Origin of the sequence: Nocardia sp. XZ_19_385 (assembly GCF_015355755.1) — a bacterium.
In the GTDB taxonomy this organism is placed as follows: domain Bacteria; phylum Actinomycetota; class Actinomycetes; order Mycobacteriales; family Mycobacteriaceae; genus Nocardia.
The window spans coordinates 40912-61333 of record NZ_JACVEE010000005.1; the positions used below are offsets into that span (position 1 = coordinate 40912).

The 20422-nt window shown below is 67.0% G+C and carries 7 protein-coding genes; all 7 read left to right on the top strand.

The genetic code is table 11. The annotated features are described in order from the left end of the window. Positions 1-37 precede the first annotated feature (37 nt). On the top strand, positions 38-697 hold the full coding sequence (locus IBX22_RS32305; RefSeq protein WP_228539977.1) for a TetR/AcrR family transcriptional regulator: 660 nt from the start codon (positions 38-40) through the stop codon (positions 695-697). A 56-nt stretch (positions 698-753) separates the two neighbouring features. Then, positions 754-2793, top strand: coding sequence for an MDR family MFS transporter (locus IBX22_RS32310; RefSeq protein ID WP_194819597.1), 2040 nt, complete (start codon positions 754-756; stop codon positions 2791-2793). A 57-nt stretch (positions 2794-2850) separates the two neighbouring features. Further along, entirely contained in the window at positions 2851-3498 is a 648-nt protein-coding gene (locus IBX22_RS32315) for a PadR family transcriptional regulator (RefSeq protein WP_194819598.1), read from the top strand. Between the two features lie 195 nt (positions 3499-3693). Then, complete coding sequence (locus IBX22_RS32320) at positions 3694-4893, top strand: NAD(P)/FAD-dependent oxidoreductase (protein ID WP_194819599.1); 1200 nt, start codon at positions 3694-3696, stop codon at positions 4891-4893. Positions 4894-5072: 179 nt separating this feature from the next. Further along, positions 5073-5468, top strand: a complete 396-nt coding sequence (locus IBX22_RS32325; protein WP_194819600.1) for an AMP-binding protein — start codon at positions 5073-5075, stop codon at positions 5466-5468. Positions 5469-5649: 181 nt separating this feature from the next. Continuing rightward, positions 5650-19428: a non-ribosomal peptide synthetase gene (locus IBX22_RS32335; RefSeq protein WP_228539979.1), complete on the top strand. Its 13779-nt coding sequence runs from the start codon at positions 5650-5652 to the stop codon at positions 19426-19428. Continuing rightward, a complete protein-coding gene (locus IBX22_RS32340) occupies positions 19425-20399 on the top strand; it encodes an ATP-binding cassette domain-containing protein (RefSeq protein ID WP_194819601.1) in 975 nt (324 codons plus the stop codon). The genes IBX22_RS32335 and IBX22_RS32340 overlap by 4 nt, the downstream gene beginning before the upstream one ends. The last annotated feature ends 23 nt before the right edge of the window (positions 20400-20422 follow it).

Consider the following 20422-nt stretch of genomic DNA (forward strand, 5'->3'; position numbering starts at 1 on the left):
AGATCAGACCTAAAAATATGTCAAGTACAAATTTGGGATGAATTCAGATAGGCTGCTCGACATGACCGAACAGGGCCTGCGGGCGCGGAAGAAACAGCAGACCAGGGACAAGATTTCGCATCAGGCGACGCTGCTGTTCCTGGAGCGTGGCTTCGACAAGGTGACGATCGCGGAGGTGGCCACGGCCGCCGACGTCGCGAAGATGACGGTGACCAACTACTTCCCGCGCAAGGAAGATCTGGCACTGGATCTGGGGGAGGTGTTCGTCGAGCAGCTCGCGCAGACGGTGCGGGAGCGCGAGCCGGGGGAGGCCGCGCTCGACGCGTTGCGCCGGGTGTATCTGGCGGCGGCCGCCGAGCAGAGTCCGGTGGTCGGGTTCTCCGGGCTGGAGTTCGCGAAGATGATCGCCGACAGTCCGGCATTGGTGGCCCGCCTGCGTGAATTCCACGAGGAGCGCGAGGCGGCGCTGGCCCGCGCGCTCGCGGCGGAAACCGGCGCCGAGTCCGCCGACATCACGCCGCGGGTCGCGGCCGCGCAGCTGGGCGGCGTGCATCGGGTGCTGTTCGACGAAACGATGCGCCGCACGCTGGCCGGTGAGTCCAACGACGAAATCGCCACTGCCCTCACCGGATATATCGCGGTCGCCTTCGACGCCCTCGCGCCCGCCCTGGCCGGCTACGCGGTCCGGCCGGGCTGATTAGCTGCCGTGTCGCTGGCAGTCCGCGGCGGAGGCATCAGACCATACTGGCCCCCATGACCGAGGCAGTTGCTGTCGCCGAGAAGTCGGCCCCGGAAGCGCTCAGCCGCGGCCGGATCAACCTCATTTTCGGCACCATCGTGCTGGGCATGCTGATGGCCGCGCTGGACCAGACGATCGTGTCGGCGGCCCTGCCCAGCATCGTCGCGGACCTCGGCGGCGCGGGACATATGGCCTGGGTGGTCACCGCCTACATGCTTACCGAGGCGGTATCGACGGCGCTGGCGGGCAAGCTGGGTGACCTGTTCGGCCGCAAGCTGATCTTCCAGCTCAGTGGTGTCATTTTCATAGCCGGTTCGGCGGTTGCCGGTCTCGCGCACGACATGCTGCTGCTGATCGTCGCCCGCGGTATTCAGGGCATCGGCGCGGGCGGGCTGATGGTGACCGCGATGGCGTTGATCGCCGACACCATCCCGCTGCGCGAACGCGGTAAGTATCAAGGCGCGCTCGGCGCGGTCTTCGGCATCACAACGGTGGTCGGGCCCACGCTCGGTGGCCTGTTCACCGACCACGCCAGCTGGCGCTGGTGCTTCTACGTCAACGTGCCGATCGCGATCATCATGATCGCGCTGGCGGCGCGCACCATCCCGCGGGTGCGGGCGGTCGCGCGGCCGATCATCGATTACGCGGGCATCGGCCTGGTCGCGGCCGGTGTCTCCTGCCTGATTCTCGGATTGGAGTTCGGCGGGCAGGAATACCCGTGGGGCTCTTGGCAGATCATCGCGCTGTTCGCGGCGTCGGTGCTGCTGCTGGCGGCATTCGTCGCGGTGGAGCTGCGGGCGCCAGAACCGATGCTGCCGATGAAACTGTTCCGCAGCAACGTTTTCACGGTGTGCTCGATCCTGAGCTTCATCGTGGGCTTCGCCATGATCGGCTCGATGACCTTCCTGCCCGCGTATTTCCAGTACGTGGACGGGGTTTCGGCCACCATGTCGGGCGTGCGCACGCTACCGCTGGTGGTCGGGTTGATGTTCACCTCGATCCTGTCCGGGCAGGTGGTCGCGAAAACCGGCCGCTACCGGTACTTTCCGATCGGCGGCACCGCGGTGATGGCACTGGGCCTGTGGCTGATGTCCACCATGGGCCGCACCACCAGCACCTGGCAGGAATCGTTGTACATGCTGGTGCTCGGCATGGGCCTCGGCCTGTCCATGCAGGTGCTCACCATCGTGGTGCAGAACACCGTGCCCTACGCCGATCTGGGTACCGCGACCTCCGGTGTCACGTTCTTCCGCACCCTCGGAAGTGCTTTCGGCGCAACGATATTCGGCACCCTCTACACCAATCAGCTCACGCCGAAGCTGGGTCAGGCGCTCGCGCAGTCGCCCGGGGTGTCGCCGGAGGTCGCGGCGAGTCCGGAGGCATTGCGCAATCTGCCCGCCGACAAAGCCGCCCCGATCATCGATGCCTATGCGCAGTCGATCGACTTCGTCTTCAAGTGGGTGGTGCCGGTAGCGCTGCTCGGCTTCCTCGTTGCCTGGTTCCTGAAACAGGTGCCGTTGCGCGACAGCATCCGGGGCGGGGCAAAGGATGTGGGCGAAGGCTTTTCGATGCCGGAACATTCCGACCGGGTGGCGCTGCTGGAACGGGCGGTGGGGGCTGCCATGCACAAGGCGCACGCGAACGGCGGCTCGATCGGCGCGGGAATTCTCGCCGACGCCGGTAGCGATCTCAGTCGCGGGCAGGCGTGGGCGCTCGGGCAGATATACCTGCACAACAAGATTCGCGGCGGCGCCACCATCGTCTCGATCGCGCGGGCGCACAAGGTTCCGGACGAGGTCATCGAGCCGGTGATCGTGAAGATGATGGGCGCGGGCTTCGTCGACGCCGACGACGGGAATCTGGACCTCACCGATTCCGGGCGAGCCGAGGTGGATCGGGTCCACCTGGCCTGGCGGCGCTGGTTGAGTGGCCGGATCGACGACTGGGACGACCGGGATCCGGCGGACGGCGCCCTGCTCGACGAAGCGCTGGACAATATCGCCCGGAAATTGCTCGACGACCAGCTGGAGCATGACGAGGTCCGAGTGTCCTGAAGATACTTGCGGCCGAATACTCGTAGACGTATATTCGTCTACGAGTAGGAGGTGTACATGGCTACGAAACGCAAGGTCAACAACCTGCTGGCACTGGCAGTGCTGTCGGTGATCGTGGAACGGCCGATGCACCGCTACGAGATCGCGTCCATGCTCAAGCAGCGTGGCAAAGACCGCGACATGGACATCAAATGGGGCTCGCTGTACACGGTCGTGCAGAACATGGCCAAGGCCGGATTCCTGGAGGAGATCGGCAGCGAGCGCGACGGCGCCCGGCCGGAACGGGTGATCTACCAGATCACCGACGCCGGGCGCGCCGAAATGCGGGACTGGACCACCGAATTGATCGCCGACCCGGAGCTGGAGGCGTCGCGCTTCACGGCCGGCCTCTCCATGCTCGGCGTGCTGCCGCCGGACCTGGTGATCGAACTGCTCGGCAACCGGATCGCCGTCTTGGACGAGGTGCTCGAATCGGGCCGCGCGGAGCTGGCGGAGCTGAAAGGCAAGCTGCCGCGACTGTTCACCGTGGAGACCGAATACGGGCTGGCGATGCTGGCGGCGGAACTCGCGTGGGCGCATTCGTTCCGCGCCGAGCTGGTCGACGGGACCTTCCCGGACCTGGGATTCTGGCGGCGGATGCACGCCGAGAACATCGATCCGGCCGAAGTCTTCGACATGGTGGAGAGGGGGGAAATACCGGAGTAGACGCCCCGGTATCGGGGTGAAAGTTAGACCCAGGCTCAGCGGAGGTGCGGCAACACCACCGCCGAGCCCGAGAAAACCGTCTCGAACCGTGCCCGCATACGCGCACCCAGCCCAAGGTTTGGCAACCACAGGATAGCCGGGTGAGCGACAGGGCGGTTTCGGGGAACCTCAACCAACCTGATTGGGAGATCACCCATGTCCACAACACGTTCCGCACTGGTCATCGGCGGCGGCATCGCCGGTCCGGTCGCCGCGACAGCCTTGCGCAAGGCGGGCATCGACGCCCGTGTCTTCGAGGCCTATCCCGGGCCCGCGTTCAATATCGGCAGCGGGCTCGCGCTGGCGCCCAACGGCGTGGCCGCGCTCGATGTGATCGATGCCGGAGATCGGGTGCGCGACATCGCATTTCCGATTTCCGAGATGGCGCTGTCGATCGGCGGCAAGATCCACCAGGTACCGGGCCTGCCCGAGGTGGAGCCGCTGCAGATGGTCGATCGCAGTGAGCTGCACCGGACACTGCACGATCAGGCGGTCGCCGCGGGGGTGCCGTTCGAGTACAACAAGCGACTGCTGCACGTCGACGAGGACGCCGACGGTGTCACCGCACACTTCGCCGACGGCAGCACCGCCACCGCCGATGTGCTCATCGGTGCGGACGGCATTCGGTCGACGGTGCGGGAGCTGATCGATCCGAACGCGCCGGGGCCGGACTACACCGGCATGCTGGGGTTCGGCGCGATGGTCGACTGCGATCTCGACATCCCGGCGGGGTCCATGGTTTTCGCGTACGGCCACCGGGCGTACTACCTGTATGGAGCCGTTGGAAACGGTCGCTTCATGTGGGGCGCGAATCTGCCCAGCAAGCAGTATCTTTCGCTGAGCGAGGCGCGGGCGCTGCCGGCCGAGCATTGGCTGAAGATCCTGCGGGACACCTACGGTGACGACACCGCAGGCGGCGCCCTGGTGCGGGCTACCAATGCCGACAATTTGGAAGTTGTTGGGGCACTGCACATCATGCCGCCGGTGCCGCACTGGTACCGGGGCCGGATGGTGCTGGTCGGTGACTCGGTGCACGCGCCGTCCAACAGCTCCGGGCAGGGTGCTTCGCTGGGTATCGAGAGCGCGATCCAGTTGGCGCGCTGCCTGCGGGATCTACCGCGCGAGCGCGCCTTCGCGGCGTACGAGCAGCTGCGGCGGTCCCGTGTGGAGGGTGTGGCCAAGCGGGCCGCGAAGATCAACCACAGCAAGACGCCGGGTCCGGTGGCCCGGAAGGTGATGAATCTGGTGATGCCGGTGATGTTCCGGCTGATGGATCAGGAGAAGCAGCTCGGAGACGAGCAGCGCTACCGGATCGATTGGGACGCACCGGTATCCGCGGAGCTCGTCACCGCGTGAGCCAGTGCTGCCGGTCGCGGGTCCGTCCGCGATCGGCAGCGCCGTTTCACCCCCTTGGGTGGGGAATCGTGCACCCCCGGGGGTTGGGTGCCCCAGCACTGGGGTTCCTGTCGAGAGGGCTCTGAACAGGGGAAATTAGAAGTCGTACACAAACAAAGACGACTTCGGAGGACCACCTCATGAACACCGCATTCGCTCAGAACCGGACCGGCACGGACAACGCGGTGTCTACCCTCGACTCCGACCGCGACTACCTGGACCGCTGGTCCAACCGGCTGGCCCGGGTCCTGCTGGCGCGTGGCGCCGCACCCGGCACCCGGATCGCGGTGGCGGTCGACCCGGCCGTCGAATTCGTGGTCACCCGCTGGGCGATCGAAAAAATCGGCGCCACAGTGGTTTCCGCCGAATCGGCGTACGCGGTCCGGCTCGGCGTCACCACCAAGGATGACCGCGACGGCCTGACCAACGGAATCGACTGGCTGGTGCTCGACGACCGCTCGACCCTGCTGGGTTACCTCACCGGGTCCGACGCGCCGATCACCGACGCCGACCTGTACCACGCCCACGCCTGCTGAGACCTGCGCATTTCTGGTTATCCGCGTATCGCCGCGAGATAGACTCCCGAGGAAAGAAATACACGCGCACGCTGGTCGAATTCCCCGCTCTTCGCGGTCGACTGCGCGCCTGCCGAACCGCGGTGTGGCGCGCGTTCCGCCTTGTCCTCACTGGCTATCTCCTGAACTTCCAGGAACTTCTATGCGATCCCTTTCGCCGGTCGCGCCGGATCATTTGCCCGCCGGTGCCTTTCCGCTGTCCGCAGCCCAGCGTGGAATCTGGTTCGCCCAGCATTTCGCGGGCGACACTGCTATTTCCATCGCGCAGTATGTCGAATTCGCCGGGCCCGTCGATGTCGAGTTGCTCGCCGATGTGGCACGTCAGGCCGGTCGCGAATTCGGTACCGGTTATGTGCGTTTGCTCGAGGTCGACGGATTTCCGTATCAGATGGTCGATCCGGGGCAGGACGATCGGATTCCGGTCATCGATCTGCGCGCGGAGCCGGATCCGGTGGCGGCGGCGCAGGCCTGGATGAGCGCGGAATACACCGCGCCCCTGGATCTGCTGCGGGATCCGCTCGGGTGCTACGTGCTGCTGCGGCTGGCCGAGGACCACTGGTATTGGTATCAGCGGATTCACCACATCGTGCTCGACGGGTTCGGCGCGATGACGATGCTGCAGCGGACCGCCGAGCTGTACAACGCGGCCCTGGAAGGGCGCGAGCAGCCACCGGGCAAGGCCGAGGACCTGCGCAAGATCATCGATAGTGATGTGGCGTACCGTGATTCGCCGCGGTTTCAGGCCGACGGGCAGTACTGGCGCGAGCATCTCGCGGGCATGGCCGAGCCGGTCAGCCTGGCCGGGCGGGCTGCCGATGTGGATGCGCATCCACGCGTCGCCGCCGGTGCCTTGCCGGCGGATACGGCCGAACTGCTGGACGGTGTGGCGAAAGCGGAGAACTCCAGCATCGCGCCGATCGTGGTCGCGGCCTTCGGCGCCTACCTGGGTGCGATGACGGGGGCGCCGGAAGTGGTGCTGAGTCTGCCGGTTTCGGGGCGCACCACGGCGTCGCTGCGGCGGTCCGGCGGCATGGTCGCCAATGTCGTGCCGTTGCGGCTGAGCATGGACCCGACGATGACGGTGGGTGCGTTCATTCGCGCCACGCAAGGGGAGCTGACCTCGGCGTTGCGCCGGCAGCGTTACCGGCAGGAAGACATCGTCCGTGACCTCGGCTGGGCGGTGGACGAAGGCGCGTCGTTCGGGCCGACGGTGAACTTGATGATGGTGGACACCAGGATCGAGCTCGGTGCGGTCACCGGGCGGATGCATGTGCTCACCTCCGGCATGATCGACGACCTGTTCCTGAACCTGTATCCCGGTGCGGGCGGGGAAAGTACGCACATCGACTTCCAGGCGAACCCGAACCTGTACGGGGAGAGCGAGCTCGCCGGGCAGCATCGGCGGTTCCTCGCGTTTCTGAATCGGTTCCTGGTTGCCGGGCCGGAGGCGCCGTTGTCGGCGGTGCCGGTGCTGTTCGAAGACGAGTTCGCCGAGTTGGTTCCCGCCCGGGGAGCCGCTGATACCCGCATGCGGACACTGCCCGAAATCTTGAGTGACGGTGCGGCATTCGATCCCTCGGCGGTGGCGCTCGTAGCCGGAGCCGTGCGTCTCACCTACCATGAGCTCGAGGAGCGAACGAACCAGCTGGCCCGGGTGCTGATCGAGGCGGGCGCGGGACCGGAACGCGCCGTAGCGATTTCGATCCCCAGATCTGCCGAATCGGTACTGGCGATGTGTGCGGTGGCCAAGGCCGGGGCGGCCTTCGTGCCGATCGATCCGGGGTACCCAGCGGACCGGATCGACTACATGGTGCGCGACAGCGGTGTGGTCGCCGGGTTGACGGTTGCTGCGGCGCGAGCGGCGTTGCCGGATCGGGTGGAATGGCTGACCCTCGATGACCTTGCGGTGGATCGACTTGTCGCCGAACAGGATTCCGCGCCGCTGATCGACGCCGACCGGTCCGCGCGGATACACCTCGACCAGCCCGCCTACCTCATCTACACCTCCGGTTCGACCGGCCTCCCCAAGGGCGTCACGGTTACCCACCGCGGCCTGGGGAACCTTGTGGAAAACTCCGGCGCCGCCTTTGGCGTGACCGCCGATTCCGTCGTGGCGCACGCTGTTTCGCCGAGCTTCGACATCTCCATCGAGGAACTGCTGGTGGCCTTCGCCGCCGGTGCGACCGTCGCTGTTGTGCCGCCCGCGGCCTACGCGGGCGAGGAACTCGCGGAAGTGCTGCGCGCACACCAGGTTACGCATCTGAACGTGACTCCCGCGGTGGTGGCTTCGCTGGATCCGTCAGCACTGCCGTCGTTGCGCACGGTGATCGTGGGCGGTGACGCGTGCCCGCCCGAACTGGTGACGCGGTGGGCCGGGCGCCGACTGCTCAACGGATACGGGCCGACCGAGACGACGATCACCGTCACGGTGAGTGCGCCGCTGGAACCCGATGCGCCGGTGACGATCGGCAGTTTGGCGCGGGGTGTCACAGCGGCGGTGCTGGATCCGTGGCTGCGGCCGGTGGCTCCCGGTGCGACCGGCGAGCTGTACCTCGGCGGGCCCGCGGTCGCGCGGGGGTACCACCAGCGCAACGGGCTGACGGCGAGTCGTTTCGTCGCCGACCCGTACACGCCCGGCGCGCGCATGTATCGCACCGGCGACCTGGTGCGCTGGTGCCGGAACGCGGGCCGATTGGAACTGGAATACGCGGGCCGCAGCGACTTTCAAGTGAAGGTGCGGGGTTACCGCATCGAACTCGGGGAGATCGACGCGGCGCTGCAACGCCAGCCCGACGTCGACTTCGCACTCACCATCGGTGCGAAGAGTCCGGCCGGGGCTACCGCGCTGGTGGCCTACGTGCTGGGTAGGCCCGGTGCCGAGCTGTCGGCAGAGGCGCTGAAAGCAGCGGTAGGTCAGGAACTTCCGGCGTACATGGTGCCGTCGGTGATCATGGTGATCGACCACGTGCCACTCACCCCGGTCGGCAAAGTCGACCGCAGAGCCTTGCCCGCACCGGATTTCGGCGTGCGTACTGTGGTGCGGCGCGCGCCCTCCACGCCCCGCGAGGAGCTGCTGGCAGCCCTGTTCGCCGAGGTCCTCGGCGTGGACGCCATCGGCGTCGACGACAACTTCTTCGCCCTCGGCGGCGACAGCATCATCTCCATCCAACTCGTCTCCCGCGCCCGCGCCGCCGGCTTGGCCTTCAGCGCGCGCGATGTCTTCGAACGCAAAACCGTCGCCGCCCTAGCCGCCGTCGCCACCGAGGCGGCCGACACAGCAGTGCATGAGCTGCCCGGTGGCGGCATCGGCCCCATCGAGCCGACACCGATCGTGCACGCCATGCTCGAGCAAGGCGACACCTGGCAGCGCTACAGCCAAGCGGTGCTGATTGCCCTTCCGGCAGATACCACACGCGCACAACTGATCCCAGCCGTGCAGGCGCTGATCGATCACCATGACGTGCTGCGCAGCACATTGCGCCGCGTTCCTCCGGCCAGCTCGAGCGTCCCCGCTGTCAGCCCGGCCGTTCCGCCTGTCAGCCCGGCCACACCGTCTGCCAGCCGCGCCGTTCCGCCAGTCAGTCCGGCCGGTCCGCCTGTCAGCCTGGGCGGACCGATGGATTTGGCCGAGTCGACCGTAGCGTGGGAATGGATTGCCGCGGAACGAGGTTCGACCCATGCCGCCGATCTGATCGATGTCGTGGACGCCGGGCCGGACCCGGACGAAACGTGTGAACGCGAATTGCAGCGTGCCGCTGACAAACTCGACCCCGCCGCCGGGGTCATGGTGCGGTTCGTGCTGATCAACCCGCATGCCGCCGATGGATCGGCGCCTGCGGGCTGGCTCGCCGACGAGTTGAGAACTTTGGCAGCGCGGCGTGCGGAGTTGGGAAAGCCACCGGCCCATCGAGTGGAAAGCGATACTGGCACAGAAGGTTCCGATGTCAGGAGGTCTGGCGAGCCAGCTCAGCCCCTGAGGTCCGGCCCCGAGAAGGCCGGGATCCTGATGAACCAGGGGGACGAGCCCGAGAGCGATGGAGCGTCCCAACATGGCGGCGTAACTGCCGGACCAAAGGAAGGCGCGGCGGCGTCCGGCGGTGGGCCGGTGCTGTGGCTGGTGCTGCATCACTTGGTTACTGATGGCGTTTCGTGGCGAACTCTGCTGCCGGACTTAGCGACCGCGTTCAGCGGTGGCGTGCTGGAGCCGGTGGGAACGTCGTATCGGCGGTGGGCGCATGCCAATGTCGAGGAGGCCACGCGCCGGATCGCGGAGCTTCCGGTGTGGGAGCGGATTGTGCGGACGCCCGATCCGTTGATCGGGGCGCGGGCGGCGGATCCTGCGGTTGACGTGGTCGCCACCATGGCGGAGGTGCGGACGACCGTGCCTGCCGAGGTGGCGCGGACGGTGCTCGACGTGCTGCCCGAGCGGTTTCATTGCGGAGCGGATGACGTGCTGCTGGCCGCGTTGGCGTTGGCGGTCGCGCGGTGGCGGGGGCGCAGTAGTGCGCTGTTCACGCTGGAAGGGCATGGGCGTGAGGAGTCGGTGCTGCCCGGAGCCGATCTGGCGCGCACGGTGGGGTGGTTCACCAGCGTGTATCCGGTAACCATCGATTTGACCGGTGTCGATGTGGATGAGCGGTTTGCGGGTGGCGCGGCGGCCGGGGCCGCGATCAAGGCCGCCAAGGAGCAGTTGCGGGCGGTGCCCGACAAGGGGGTCGGGTATGGGATGTTGCGGTACCTGAATCCGGAGTCTGCCGGGGTGCTCGCGGATGCGCCGGTGCCGCAGATCAGCTTCAACTATCTCGGTCGTGCGGCCGGCGGAGCCGAAGGAGACTGGCTGCCACAGCGTTTCGCGGCGACGCAGGATGACCGGGCGCCGCTGCCGGCTGTCATCGACATCAACGCGATCATGGGTGCCGCGGACCTCGAGGTGACCTGGGCCTACGCCTCGGAAATCTTGGACGGCAAGCAGGTTCGCGAACTGGCACAACTCTGGGCGGAGGCGCTCGGGGCGCTGGCCGGAACCGCCGCGGGCGGGCACAGCCCGTCGGACTTCCCGCTCACCTCGGTGACGCAGCAGCAGATCGACGGGTGGGAGCGGAGTTACCCGAATCTCGCTGATGTGTGGCCGCTTTCGCCGCTGCAGTACGGGCTGCTGTTCCACGCCATGTACGACACCGACACCGCCGACGGCTACACGGTGCAGACCCGGCTCACGCTGGCCGGGCATGTGGATGCACGGCGATTGCGTTCCGCCGCACAGGCATTGGTGGATCGGCACGAGAATTTGCGGGTCGCCTTCGTGGAGACCGAGGACGGCCCGCGGCAGTTGGTGCTCGGCGCTGCCGAAGTGCGCTGGCGGGAACTGGATCTGCGGCATCTGAGCGACTCCGGGGCGCGGCAGCGGGAGCTGGAACGGACCATTGCCGTCGACGCGAGCAGCCGATTCGATCTGACGCGACCGCCGCTGCTGCGGTTCCTGCTGGTCCGTAGCGATGACGAGACCTACACGCTGTTGATGACCAATCACCACGTGGTGCTGGATGGTTGGTCGACACCGCTGCTGGTGCGGGAGCTGCTGACCATGTACATCGCAGCCGCCTCGGGCGCGGCGATGACCGAAGTGCTGCCGCCCGCCCCGTCCTATCAGGGGTTCCTGGCGTGGCTCGGGGAACAGGATGCCGCCGGCTCCGGCTCGATCGACGCCTGGAAGCAGGCGCTCGCCGGGGTCGACGCTCCGACGCGGACGGTGCCGTCGCTGGCCGGAGTCGAATCCACCGAATCCGGAATGGTTTCCGTCGACCTGCCGACCGACCTGGTAGCGCGTTTGGAGACGACGACCCGCGAGGCCGGCGCCACCACGAACACCGCGGTGCAGGCGGCGTGGGCGCTGCTGCTCGTCATGCTGACCGGGCGCACCGATGTGGTGTTCGGCGGCACCGTTTCCGGCCGGCCGCCGCAGCTGGCCGGGGTCGAGGACATGGTGGGGTTGTTCATCAACACCCTGCCGGTGCGGGTGCGGCTCGACCCGGCGGAGCAGGTCGCGGATCTGCTGGCGCGGTTGCAGTCCGAGCAGGCGCGGCTGCTGGATCACCAGCAGGTGGGGCTGGCCGAAATCCACCAGGCAGTGGGCTTGTCCGAATTGTTCGACACACTAACCGTTTTCGAGTCGTATCCGATCGATCGGGAGACGCTGTCGCGGTCGCTGGATATCGCGGGTATGCGGGTGCTCGACGTGGAAGGTACCGATGCGACGCCGTATCCGTTGAACCTCATGGTGATTCCGCAGCATGGAGCGCCCGGGCAGCGGGACACCCTGCGGATCACCGTCAAGTACTTGGCCGATCACTTCGCGGAGGCCGAGGCGGGTCGTCTGCTCGATCGGTTCGTGTTGCTGCTCAGCCAGATTGCCGAACAGCCGAGGGCGCGTATCGCCCGATTGCAGCATTGTGGCCGCGCCGAGCGCGCGGAACTGCTGCCGCGGCGCGGCCCGGAATCGGTGCCGCAGCGCACCATGCCAGAGATCCTCGGTGCGGGTGCGGCGATCAACCCGGACGCCATCGCGGTCAGCCTGGGCGGCGCCTCGATGACCTACGGAGAACTCGACGCCTGGTCCAACCGCTTCGCCCGGGTGCTGCTGCGGCGCGGTGTCGGCGCAGAAGTGTTTGTGGTGCTGGCACTTACGCGCTCCATCGAATCCGTGGTCGCGGTGTGGGCGCTGGTGAAGACCGGCGCCGCGTTCCTGCCGCTGGACCCGAACTATCCGGTGGAACGGATCGAGCACATCCTCACCGACTCCAAAGCGCCCATCGGTGTCACAGTGCACGCCACCGGCGAAACCCTGCCCGGCACCATCGACTGGCTGTTGCTGGACGAACTCAACACCATTCGCCGCGTGATGACCGTGCCCGCCGATCCGATCACCGATGCCGAACGGGGCGGTGCGATCCGGATGGATCAGACCGCGTACCTGATCTACACCTCCGGCTCGACCGGTAAGCCGAAGGCGGTGCTGCTGAGTCACCGTGGTGTCGCGAATCTCGTGACAGCGCAACGTGAATCGCTGGCGCTCGATCCGTCCGCCCGGGAATTGCAGGTGGCGTCCCCGAGTTTCGACGCGTCCGTTTTCGAAATGCTGTGCGCGCACGGCATGGGTGGGCACTTGGTGCTGTCACCGCCGGAGGTCTACGGCGGCGCCGAACTCGAACTGCTGCTGCGCACCGAACGGGTCACCCATGCCGTGATCACGCCGTCGGTGCTGGCCACGATGGATCCGCGCGACCTGCCCGACCTGCGGGTGCTCTCCGTCGCCGGTGAAGCGGCCGGTGCGGAACTGACCGCCCAGTGGTCGGTGGGCAGACGCTTGCTGAACCTGTACGGCCCAACGGAATTCAGTATCTGGGCGACCGGTCCGGGTGAATTGCGCGCCGGCGAACCGGTAACCATGGGCGGGCCGATCCGCGGCGCCGCGCTGATGGTGCTGGACGGGTGGCTGCGCCCGGTCCCGGTCGGCGTCGAGGGCGAGCTGTATCTCGCCGGGCCCGCGATCGCGCGGGGATACTTCAACCGATTCTCGATGACCGCCGCACGCTTCATCGCGAATCCCTTCGACGAGCCGGGCGAGCGGATGTACCGCACCGGCGACATGGTGCGCTGGGTGCACCGCGACAACGCCTTGGAGCTGGAGTATCTGGGGCGCAGTGACTTCCAGGTCAAGATCCGTGGCCTGCGGATCGAGCTCGGGGAGATCGACGCGGTGCTCGGCGCCGACGAAGACGTGGAATACGCGGCCACGATCGGCATGCCCGGTCCCGGCGGCGAAACCGTGCTGGTGTCCTACGTCGTGCCGACCCAGGCCTGGCGCGCATCCGTCTCGGCGGGAGCCGAATTCGACACCGAGCGGTTGCGAAACCGGGTGGCGGGCCGCCTGCCCGGTTACATGGTGCCCGGCTATCTGCTCGTCCTCGACGACGTGCCGCTCACCCCGGTGGGCAAGCTGGATCGAAAAGCGCTGCCGGTACCGGACTTCGAGAGCTACCAGCGCCGCTACCTGGCGCCTCGCACCCCCGTGGAAGAGTCCGTGGCCGCCGTCTTCGCCGACGTGCTCGGCACCGAACGGGTCAGCATCGACCAGTCCTTCTTCGAACTCGGCGGAAACTCGCTCAGCGCGACTCGCGTCATCGCGCGCGTCAACGCCGCCCTCGGCTCGACCATCGCCCTGCGCGACCTCTTCGACGCACCCACTGTCGCCCGGCTCGCCGGCCGCATTGTGCCCGCCGCCGAGGGCGCCCGCGCCCGTTTCGCCCTGGCCCCGCGCATCCGCCCCGACCGGATCCCGCTGTCCCCGGCCCAGCAGCGCATGTGGGTGCTCAACCAGCTCGAACCCGGCTCCGCCGCCTACAACATCGCCGTCGCCCTACGCCTCACCGGCGACCTCGACGTCGCGGCCATGCAGCGCGCCCTGACCGATGTGGTGCACCGCCACGAAAGCCTGCGCACCATGTACCCCGCCGACGCCGAAGGGCCACGCCAGGTTGTGGTGGGCACCGAGGTCGCCGCACCTCTGCTCCAGCTCGTCGACACCGAAGATGGCGCAGCACTGCGTAATCGGATCAACGAACTCGCGGGTGTCGGCTTTGACCTTGCTACCGAGCCGCCGCTGCGCGTTGGCCTATTCCGAGTGCAAGGCACCTTCGCTTCGGGACCGGTGCACGTGGTGGTGCTTGTCGTGCATCACATCAGTGCGGACGGGGCGTCGATGGCGCCGCTCGCGACGGATCTGATGACGGCCTATGCCGCGCATGCGTTCGGTACGGGTGGGGCGCTGGCGGCACTGCCGGTGCAGTATGCCGACTTCGCGTTGTGGCATCGGGAGTTGCTCGGCAGCGAGGCGGAGCCGGAGTCGCTGGCGGCAAGCCAGATTCGGCATTGGACCGAATCGCTGAGCGGGGCGCCGGATCTGCTGGAGTTGCCGGGGGATCGGGCGCGGCCGGCGGTGCAGTCGATGCGGAGTGCGGATCTGGAATTCACGGTGGAACCGCGGTTGCATCGGGGTGTGGTGGAACTGGCCGCCGCACAGGATGCCAGCGTGTTCATGGTGGTGCATGCAGCGCTGGCGGTGCTGCTGGCGCGCCTCGGGAGCACCGATGATGTGGTGATCGGGACCGCGGTGGCCGGGCGGGGTGAGGCGGCGCTCGACGATATGGTCGGGATGTTCGTCAACACTCTCGCGTTGCGTACCCGCGTCGATCCGAATCTCGGATTCAGTGCATTCCTCGGAGCGGTACGGGCTTCGGATCTGGAGGCGTTCGGGAACGCGGACGTGCCGTTCGAACGGATGGTGCAGGTGCTGAACCCGGCTCGGTCGACCGCGCACCACCCGATCTTCCAGGTGTCGCTGTCGCTGCAGAACTTCGTGGAACCGGTGCTGGAGTTGCCGGGTCTGCGGGTCGGGGTCGAGGACCTGGAACGTACTGCGGGACAGTTCGATCTGGCCTTCGATCTGCGGGAGCGATTCGCGGGTGCGGAGCCCAGCGGTATCGAAGGCGTGTTGACCTATTCGACGGATCTTTTCGATGCCGCCACGGTGGAATCGTTCACCGCGCGCTGGCGGCGGGTACTGGCCGCGATCATCGCGAATCCCGAACTGACCATTGCCGATATCGATCTGCTCGAGCCGGAGGAGCGTGCCGAACTGGTGCCGGTGCACGGACCGGCGACCTCGGGCGCGGTCACCCTCCCGCAGCTGCTCACCGACTCGGCGGCGCGCTACACCGAGCGGCCCGCGCTCGTCTATGCCGGCGCGACCACGACTTACGGTGAGCTCGATGCGCGGTCCAATCAGCTTGCGCGACTGTTGATCGGGTCCGGCGTCGGGCCGGAAACAGTTGTTGCACTGGGACTTACTCGTGGCGCCGAGCTACTCACCGGAATGTGGGCGGTGGCCAAAGCTGGGGCCGCGTTCCTGCCGGTCGATCCAAAGCATCCGGTGGATCGAATCGACCATATGCTCACCGATTCCGGTGCGGTACTGGGGCTTACCGTGGCCGCGCATCGGGATTCCCTGTCTGGCACCGGACAGTGGCTGGTACTCGACGATCCGGAGTTCGAACTGGACTGGCAGGGTGCCGACCACGCCTCTTTGCGCCCTGACGAACTCGCCCCGATCTCGCTGGACCATCCCGCGTGGATGATCTACACCTCCGGATCCACAGGCACGCCGAAGGGCGTCACGGTCAGTCATCGCGGTATTGCCGATGTGGTTGTCGCACAGCGTGAGTCGATGGACCTCGACGAGCATTCCCGAGTCCTGCAAGTCGCCTCGCCCAGCTTCGACGCGTCGGTGTTCGAGGCGCTGATGGCTTTCGGCTCCGGTGGTGCTTCGGTGATCGCGCCTCCCGAGGTGTTCGGCGGGGACGCGCTGACCGAATTGCTCGATACCGAGCAGGTCACCCACATGGTGATCACCCCGTCTGCCCTCGCCACAGTGGACCCCGCTCAGGTAGCCAGCGTCCGAGTACTAGCCGTAGCCGGCGAGGCCGTCGGCCTCGAACTGGTCGAACGCTGGTGCGGTCCATCGGATATCGCCGAGCGGCGGATGGTCAACCTGTATGGGCCTACGGAGTTCACTATTTGGGGCACTGGATCGGGGGCGTTGTCGGCCGACGTCGCGGTCACGATCGGGGCTCCGATCCGTGGAGCGGCCGCGCTGGTGCTCGATGATCGGCTGCGGCCGGTGCCAGTGGGTGTTGCCGGTGAGCTTTACCTCGCGGGTCCAGCGCTGGCGCGTGGATATCACGCCCGTCCCGATCTGAACGCCGTCCGGTTCGTCGCCAATCCCTATGGTGGACACGGACAACGGATGTATCGCACCGGCGATCTGGTCCGCTGGACTCGGGCCGCGGCGGGGCTGGAGCTGGAATACATCGGGCGGACCGACTTCCAGGTGAAAGTGCGCGGACAGCGGATCGAGCTGGGCGAGATCGATGCCGTTCTCGGTCGGGCGGAGGGTGTGGAATTCGCTGTCACCCTCGGTGTTCCAGGGCCAACCGGGTCTACCGCACTTGCCGCGTACGTCGTGCACGAACCGGGTGTCGCGATAGACGTCGTGAAGCTGCGTGCCTATGCCGCCGACATCTTGCCCGGTTACATGGTGCCCTCGGCATTCGTGGTGCTCGACGCGATTCCGCTCAACGCGGTGGGCAAGCTGGACCGGAAAGCGCTGCCGGAACCGGTGTTCGACGCTGATCAGGCGGAGTACGTGCCGCCGAGCACGCTCACCGAGGAGACTTTGGCGGGAATCTTCGCCGAGCTGCTCGGACGCGAGAAGGTGGGCGCCGCGGATTCGTTCTTCGCGCTCGGCGGTGACAGCATCCTCGCGATCCAGCTGGTGTCGCGCGCCAAGGTGCAGGGCGTAACCGTCACTCCGCTACAGGTTTTCGAGCATCGCACGGTCGCCGCCCTCGCTGCGGCCGCTGATGCGGCAGGGGAGGTGGTCACGCTCGAGGAGCTGCCAGGTGGCGGTGTAGGCGATATGCCGCTGCCGCCGATCGTGCACTACATGCTCGAACGGGGCGGCAACCACAACCGATTCGCGCAGACCGCGGTGCTGGAGCTGCCTGTCGGCATTCGTCAAGATCAGCTCGCCGCGACCATCGGCGCAGTGCTGGATCGACATGACATGCTGCGGTCGCGGTTGTTGCGGGACGAATTGGGCGAATGGCATTTGCGGGTAAGCGAACCCGGTTCTGTCGATGCGGCGGCCCTGGTGCACCGAGTCGAATTCGCCGCCGACGCCGACACCGTCGACCTGCGCGAATTCGCAGTGTCCGAACTCGATTCCGCGATGAATCGACTCGATCCCGCCAAGGGCGTTGTGCTGCAATTCCTGTGGCTGGATCCGGTGGGTGAGGCCGGCGACCGCAGCCGTGCGGGCCGCCTGATCGTCATCGCGCACCACCTCGTCGTCGACGGCGTCTCCTGGCGAATCCTGGTACCGGACTTCATGGCCGCATGGGCACAGATCTCCGCGGGCTCGACTCCGGTGCTGACCGACACCGGCACCTCGATGCGCCGGTGGTCGCACGCACTGACCGAGCTGGCGCATGCCGAGCCCCGGACCGCCGAAGTCGAATACTGGCGCGGCGTGGTCGAAGGCCATGACCCGCCCCTCGGCCCCCGCGCGCTCGATCCCGCCATCGATCAGGCGCACACCCTGCGCATGGTCGAGGTCGAGGTGCCCGCCGATATCACCGGCACACTCCTCACCACCCTGCCCGCGCTCTTCCACGGAAGTGTCGAAGACACCTTGCTCGCCACCCTGGCAGTGGCCGTCCACACCTGGCGAACCGGTCGCACCCAGACGCTCGGCCATGACGGTGCCGCGCCGACACCGCCACATTTGAAGGTGAACCCGCAGGCGGGTCGGGGCGTCGCCGACACCGCATACACGGCCGTGAACAGTACTGCCGATGCGGTTGGCTCATCGCTCGATGGCCGGAGTGTTCTGCTTCGGCTGGAGGGGCATGGCCGACAGCAGGAGGTCATTCCCGGCGCTGATCTGTCGCGGACGGTGGGGTGGTTCACCAGCATCTATCCAGTGCGGGTCGACCTCGGTGACATCGATCTCGCGGAGGCGATGGCGGGCGGGCCCGCCCTCGGTGCCGCTATCCGGGCGGTGAAGCATCAGCTACTGGCGGTGCCGGACAAGGGGATCGGGTTCGGGTTGCTCCGATACCTGAATTCCGAGACTGCGCAACAGCTTCCGAAGCGATTGCCGGGACGGATCGGGTTCAACTATCTCGGACGGTACTCCGCCGGTGACATTCCGGCCGGGCTGGAGGGTTTGGGTTGGTTGCCGACCGATGAGCTCGGGGAGCTGCCGGCCGGTGAGCACCCGGATGTGCCGTTGCAGTCGGAGATCGACGTGAACGCGGTCGTAATCGATGACCGGTTGCAAGCGAGCTTCGGCTTTCCCTCGAAGCTGCTGGATCGTGACGAGGTCGCGGAGCTGGCTCGGCGCTGGGTCGAAGTGCTCACTGCGGCAGCCGCGTTCGCGCAGACCGCGGCGGCGAGAGAGCTCGGGGCCGCGGAGGAGCGTGCCATGGTCGAGCAGGCGGCAGCCGCCTCGGCGGGTTCGCCACTCGGGTTGGACGTGCTGCTGCCGATCCGCACCGGTGGATCGGACCCGGCGTTGTTCTGCATCCATCCGTCATCCGGAATGTCTTGGAGCTACCTGGGATTCGCGGATGCGCTGGCCCCGGGCCGACCGATCTACGGCTTGCAGGCTCCGGATTTGAGCGGGCAACCGTCGGTGCGCAGCATCGCGGAGTTCGCCGAGCGGTATGTCCGGGAAATCCGCGCAGTGCAACCACACGGGCCGTATCACCTGCTCGGCTGGTCGTTCGGCGGTTTGATCGCGCACGCGGTTGCCGTGCGGCTGGAGCAGGAAGGCGCCGAAGTCGGTGTCGTCGCACTGCTCGACGCGGACACCACCGACATCGATGGTGACAGTATCGAACCGCTGACGGCGGGCTCGTTCGTCAGCACCTTCGGGGCGGTCTTCGGTATCGAGGATGTGCCCGCCGACGCCACGGCGGCGCAGGCGGCCGAGTTGATCAGCGCGCGGATGGGCGGCGCGGCTTTGGTCGACGCGGCCACGCTGGAGCGAATGGCAGGCTCCTACAACGCTTCCGCGCGGACCCGCACCGGCTACCAGCGGCCCGTCTTCCACGGCGATGTGCTGTATTTCCATGCGACCGTGGACACTTCGGACATCTTCGGCCCGGCGGGGTGGCGACCCTATGTCACCGGGACGATCACCGATCACGACGTGGAAGTCACCCACGACGAAATGACGGCTCCGCACGTACTCCCCATCATCGCGCGCGTGCTCGACGAATATCTTGGAGGTAACCAGTGAGCACTGACACCGGGGTAGTGGTGGAGGGCATCGAGAAATCGTTCGGCGCTGTAAAAGCTTTGCGCGGAGTGGATTTCGCCGCGGCCCAGGGGGAGGTGCTCGGCATTCTCGGGCCTAACGGGGCGGGCAAGACGACCACCGTGAACATTCTGTCCACGCTCATCGCCCCTGATAAAGGCCGCGCCACGGTGGCCGGCCACGATGTCGTCACCGATCCGGCGGCGGTGCGTCGCGCCATCATGCTGACCGGGCAGTTCGCGGCCCTGGACGACATGCTCAGCGGTTACGAGAATCTGGTGATGTTCGGCAGGCTGATGGGCCTGCGGAAGCGGGCCGCCCGCTCCCGCGCCGACGAACTGCTCGCCGAATTCGATTTGCTGAAAGCGGCGGGGCGGCGCGTCGGTACCTATTCCGGCGGTATGCGCCGGCGCATCGATATCGCCTGCGGGCTGGTGGTCCGCCCGGACGTGGTGTTCCTCGACGAACCGACCACCGGCCTGGATCCCCGCAGCAGGCAGGGGGTTTGGGATCTGGTGTCGAGTTTCCGCACGCACGGGATCACCACCCTGCTCACCACCCAGTACCTGGAAGAGGCTGACGCACTGTGTGATCGGATCATCGTGATCGATCACGGAGTGGTGATCGCCGAGGGCACCGCCGACGAACTGAAGGCCCGTACCGGCGGCGCGTACTGCGAAGTCGTGCCGCTGGATCTGAAGGATCTGCCGACCATCGCCGACGCGCTGGGTTCACTGCTGCCGGAAGAGAATCGGGCGGCCCTGACGGCCGATTCCGATCGGATCGCGATCCCCGCACCCGATGGTGCGAAGACCTTGGCGGAGACGCTGCGACGACTGGACGACGCGGGCATCGAACTCGTCGACATCGCCTTGCGCCGCCCGTCGCTCGACGATGTGTTCCTGCAGCTCACCGGCCATCTCGCCGCTGCCGACGGCGAGGACGCCGCATGAGCCCGCAACTGTGCTCCGCTGAG

Excerpts from the sequence above, each read along its gene's own strand:
- IBX22_RS32305 (WP_228539977.1), top strand. The coding sequence starts at position 38 with ATGAATTCAGATAGGCTGCTCGACATGACCGAACAGGGCCTGCGGGCG.
- IBX22_RS32310 (WP_194819597.1), top strand. The coding sequence starts at position 754 with ATGACCGAGGCAGTTGCTGTCGCCGAGAAGTCGGCCCCGGAAGCGCTC.
- IBX22_RS32315 (WP_194819598.1), top strand. The coding sequence starts at position 2,851 with ATGGCTACGAAACGCAAGGTCAACAACCTGCTGGCACTGGCAGTGCTG.
- IBX22_RS32320 (WP_194819599.1), top strand. The coding sequence starts at position 3,694 with ATGTCCACAACACGTTCCGCACTGGTCATCGGCGGCGGCATCGCCGGT.
- IBX22_RS32325 (WP_194819600.1), top strand. The coding sequence starts at position 5,073 with ATGAACACCGCATTCGCTCAGAACCGGACCGGCACGGACAACGCGGTG.
- IBX22_RS32335 (WP_228539979.1), top strand. The coding sequence starts at position 5,650 with ATGCGATCCCTTTCGCCGGTCGCGCCGGATCATTTGCCCGCCGGTGCC.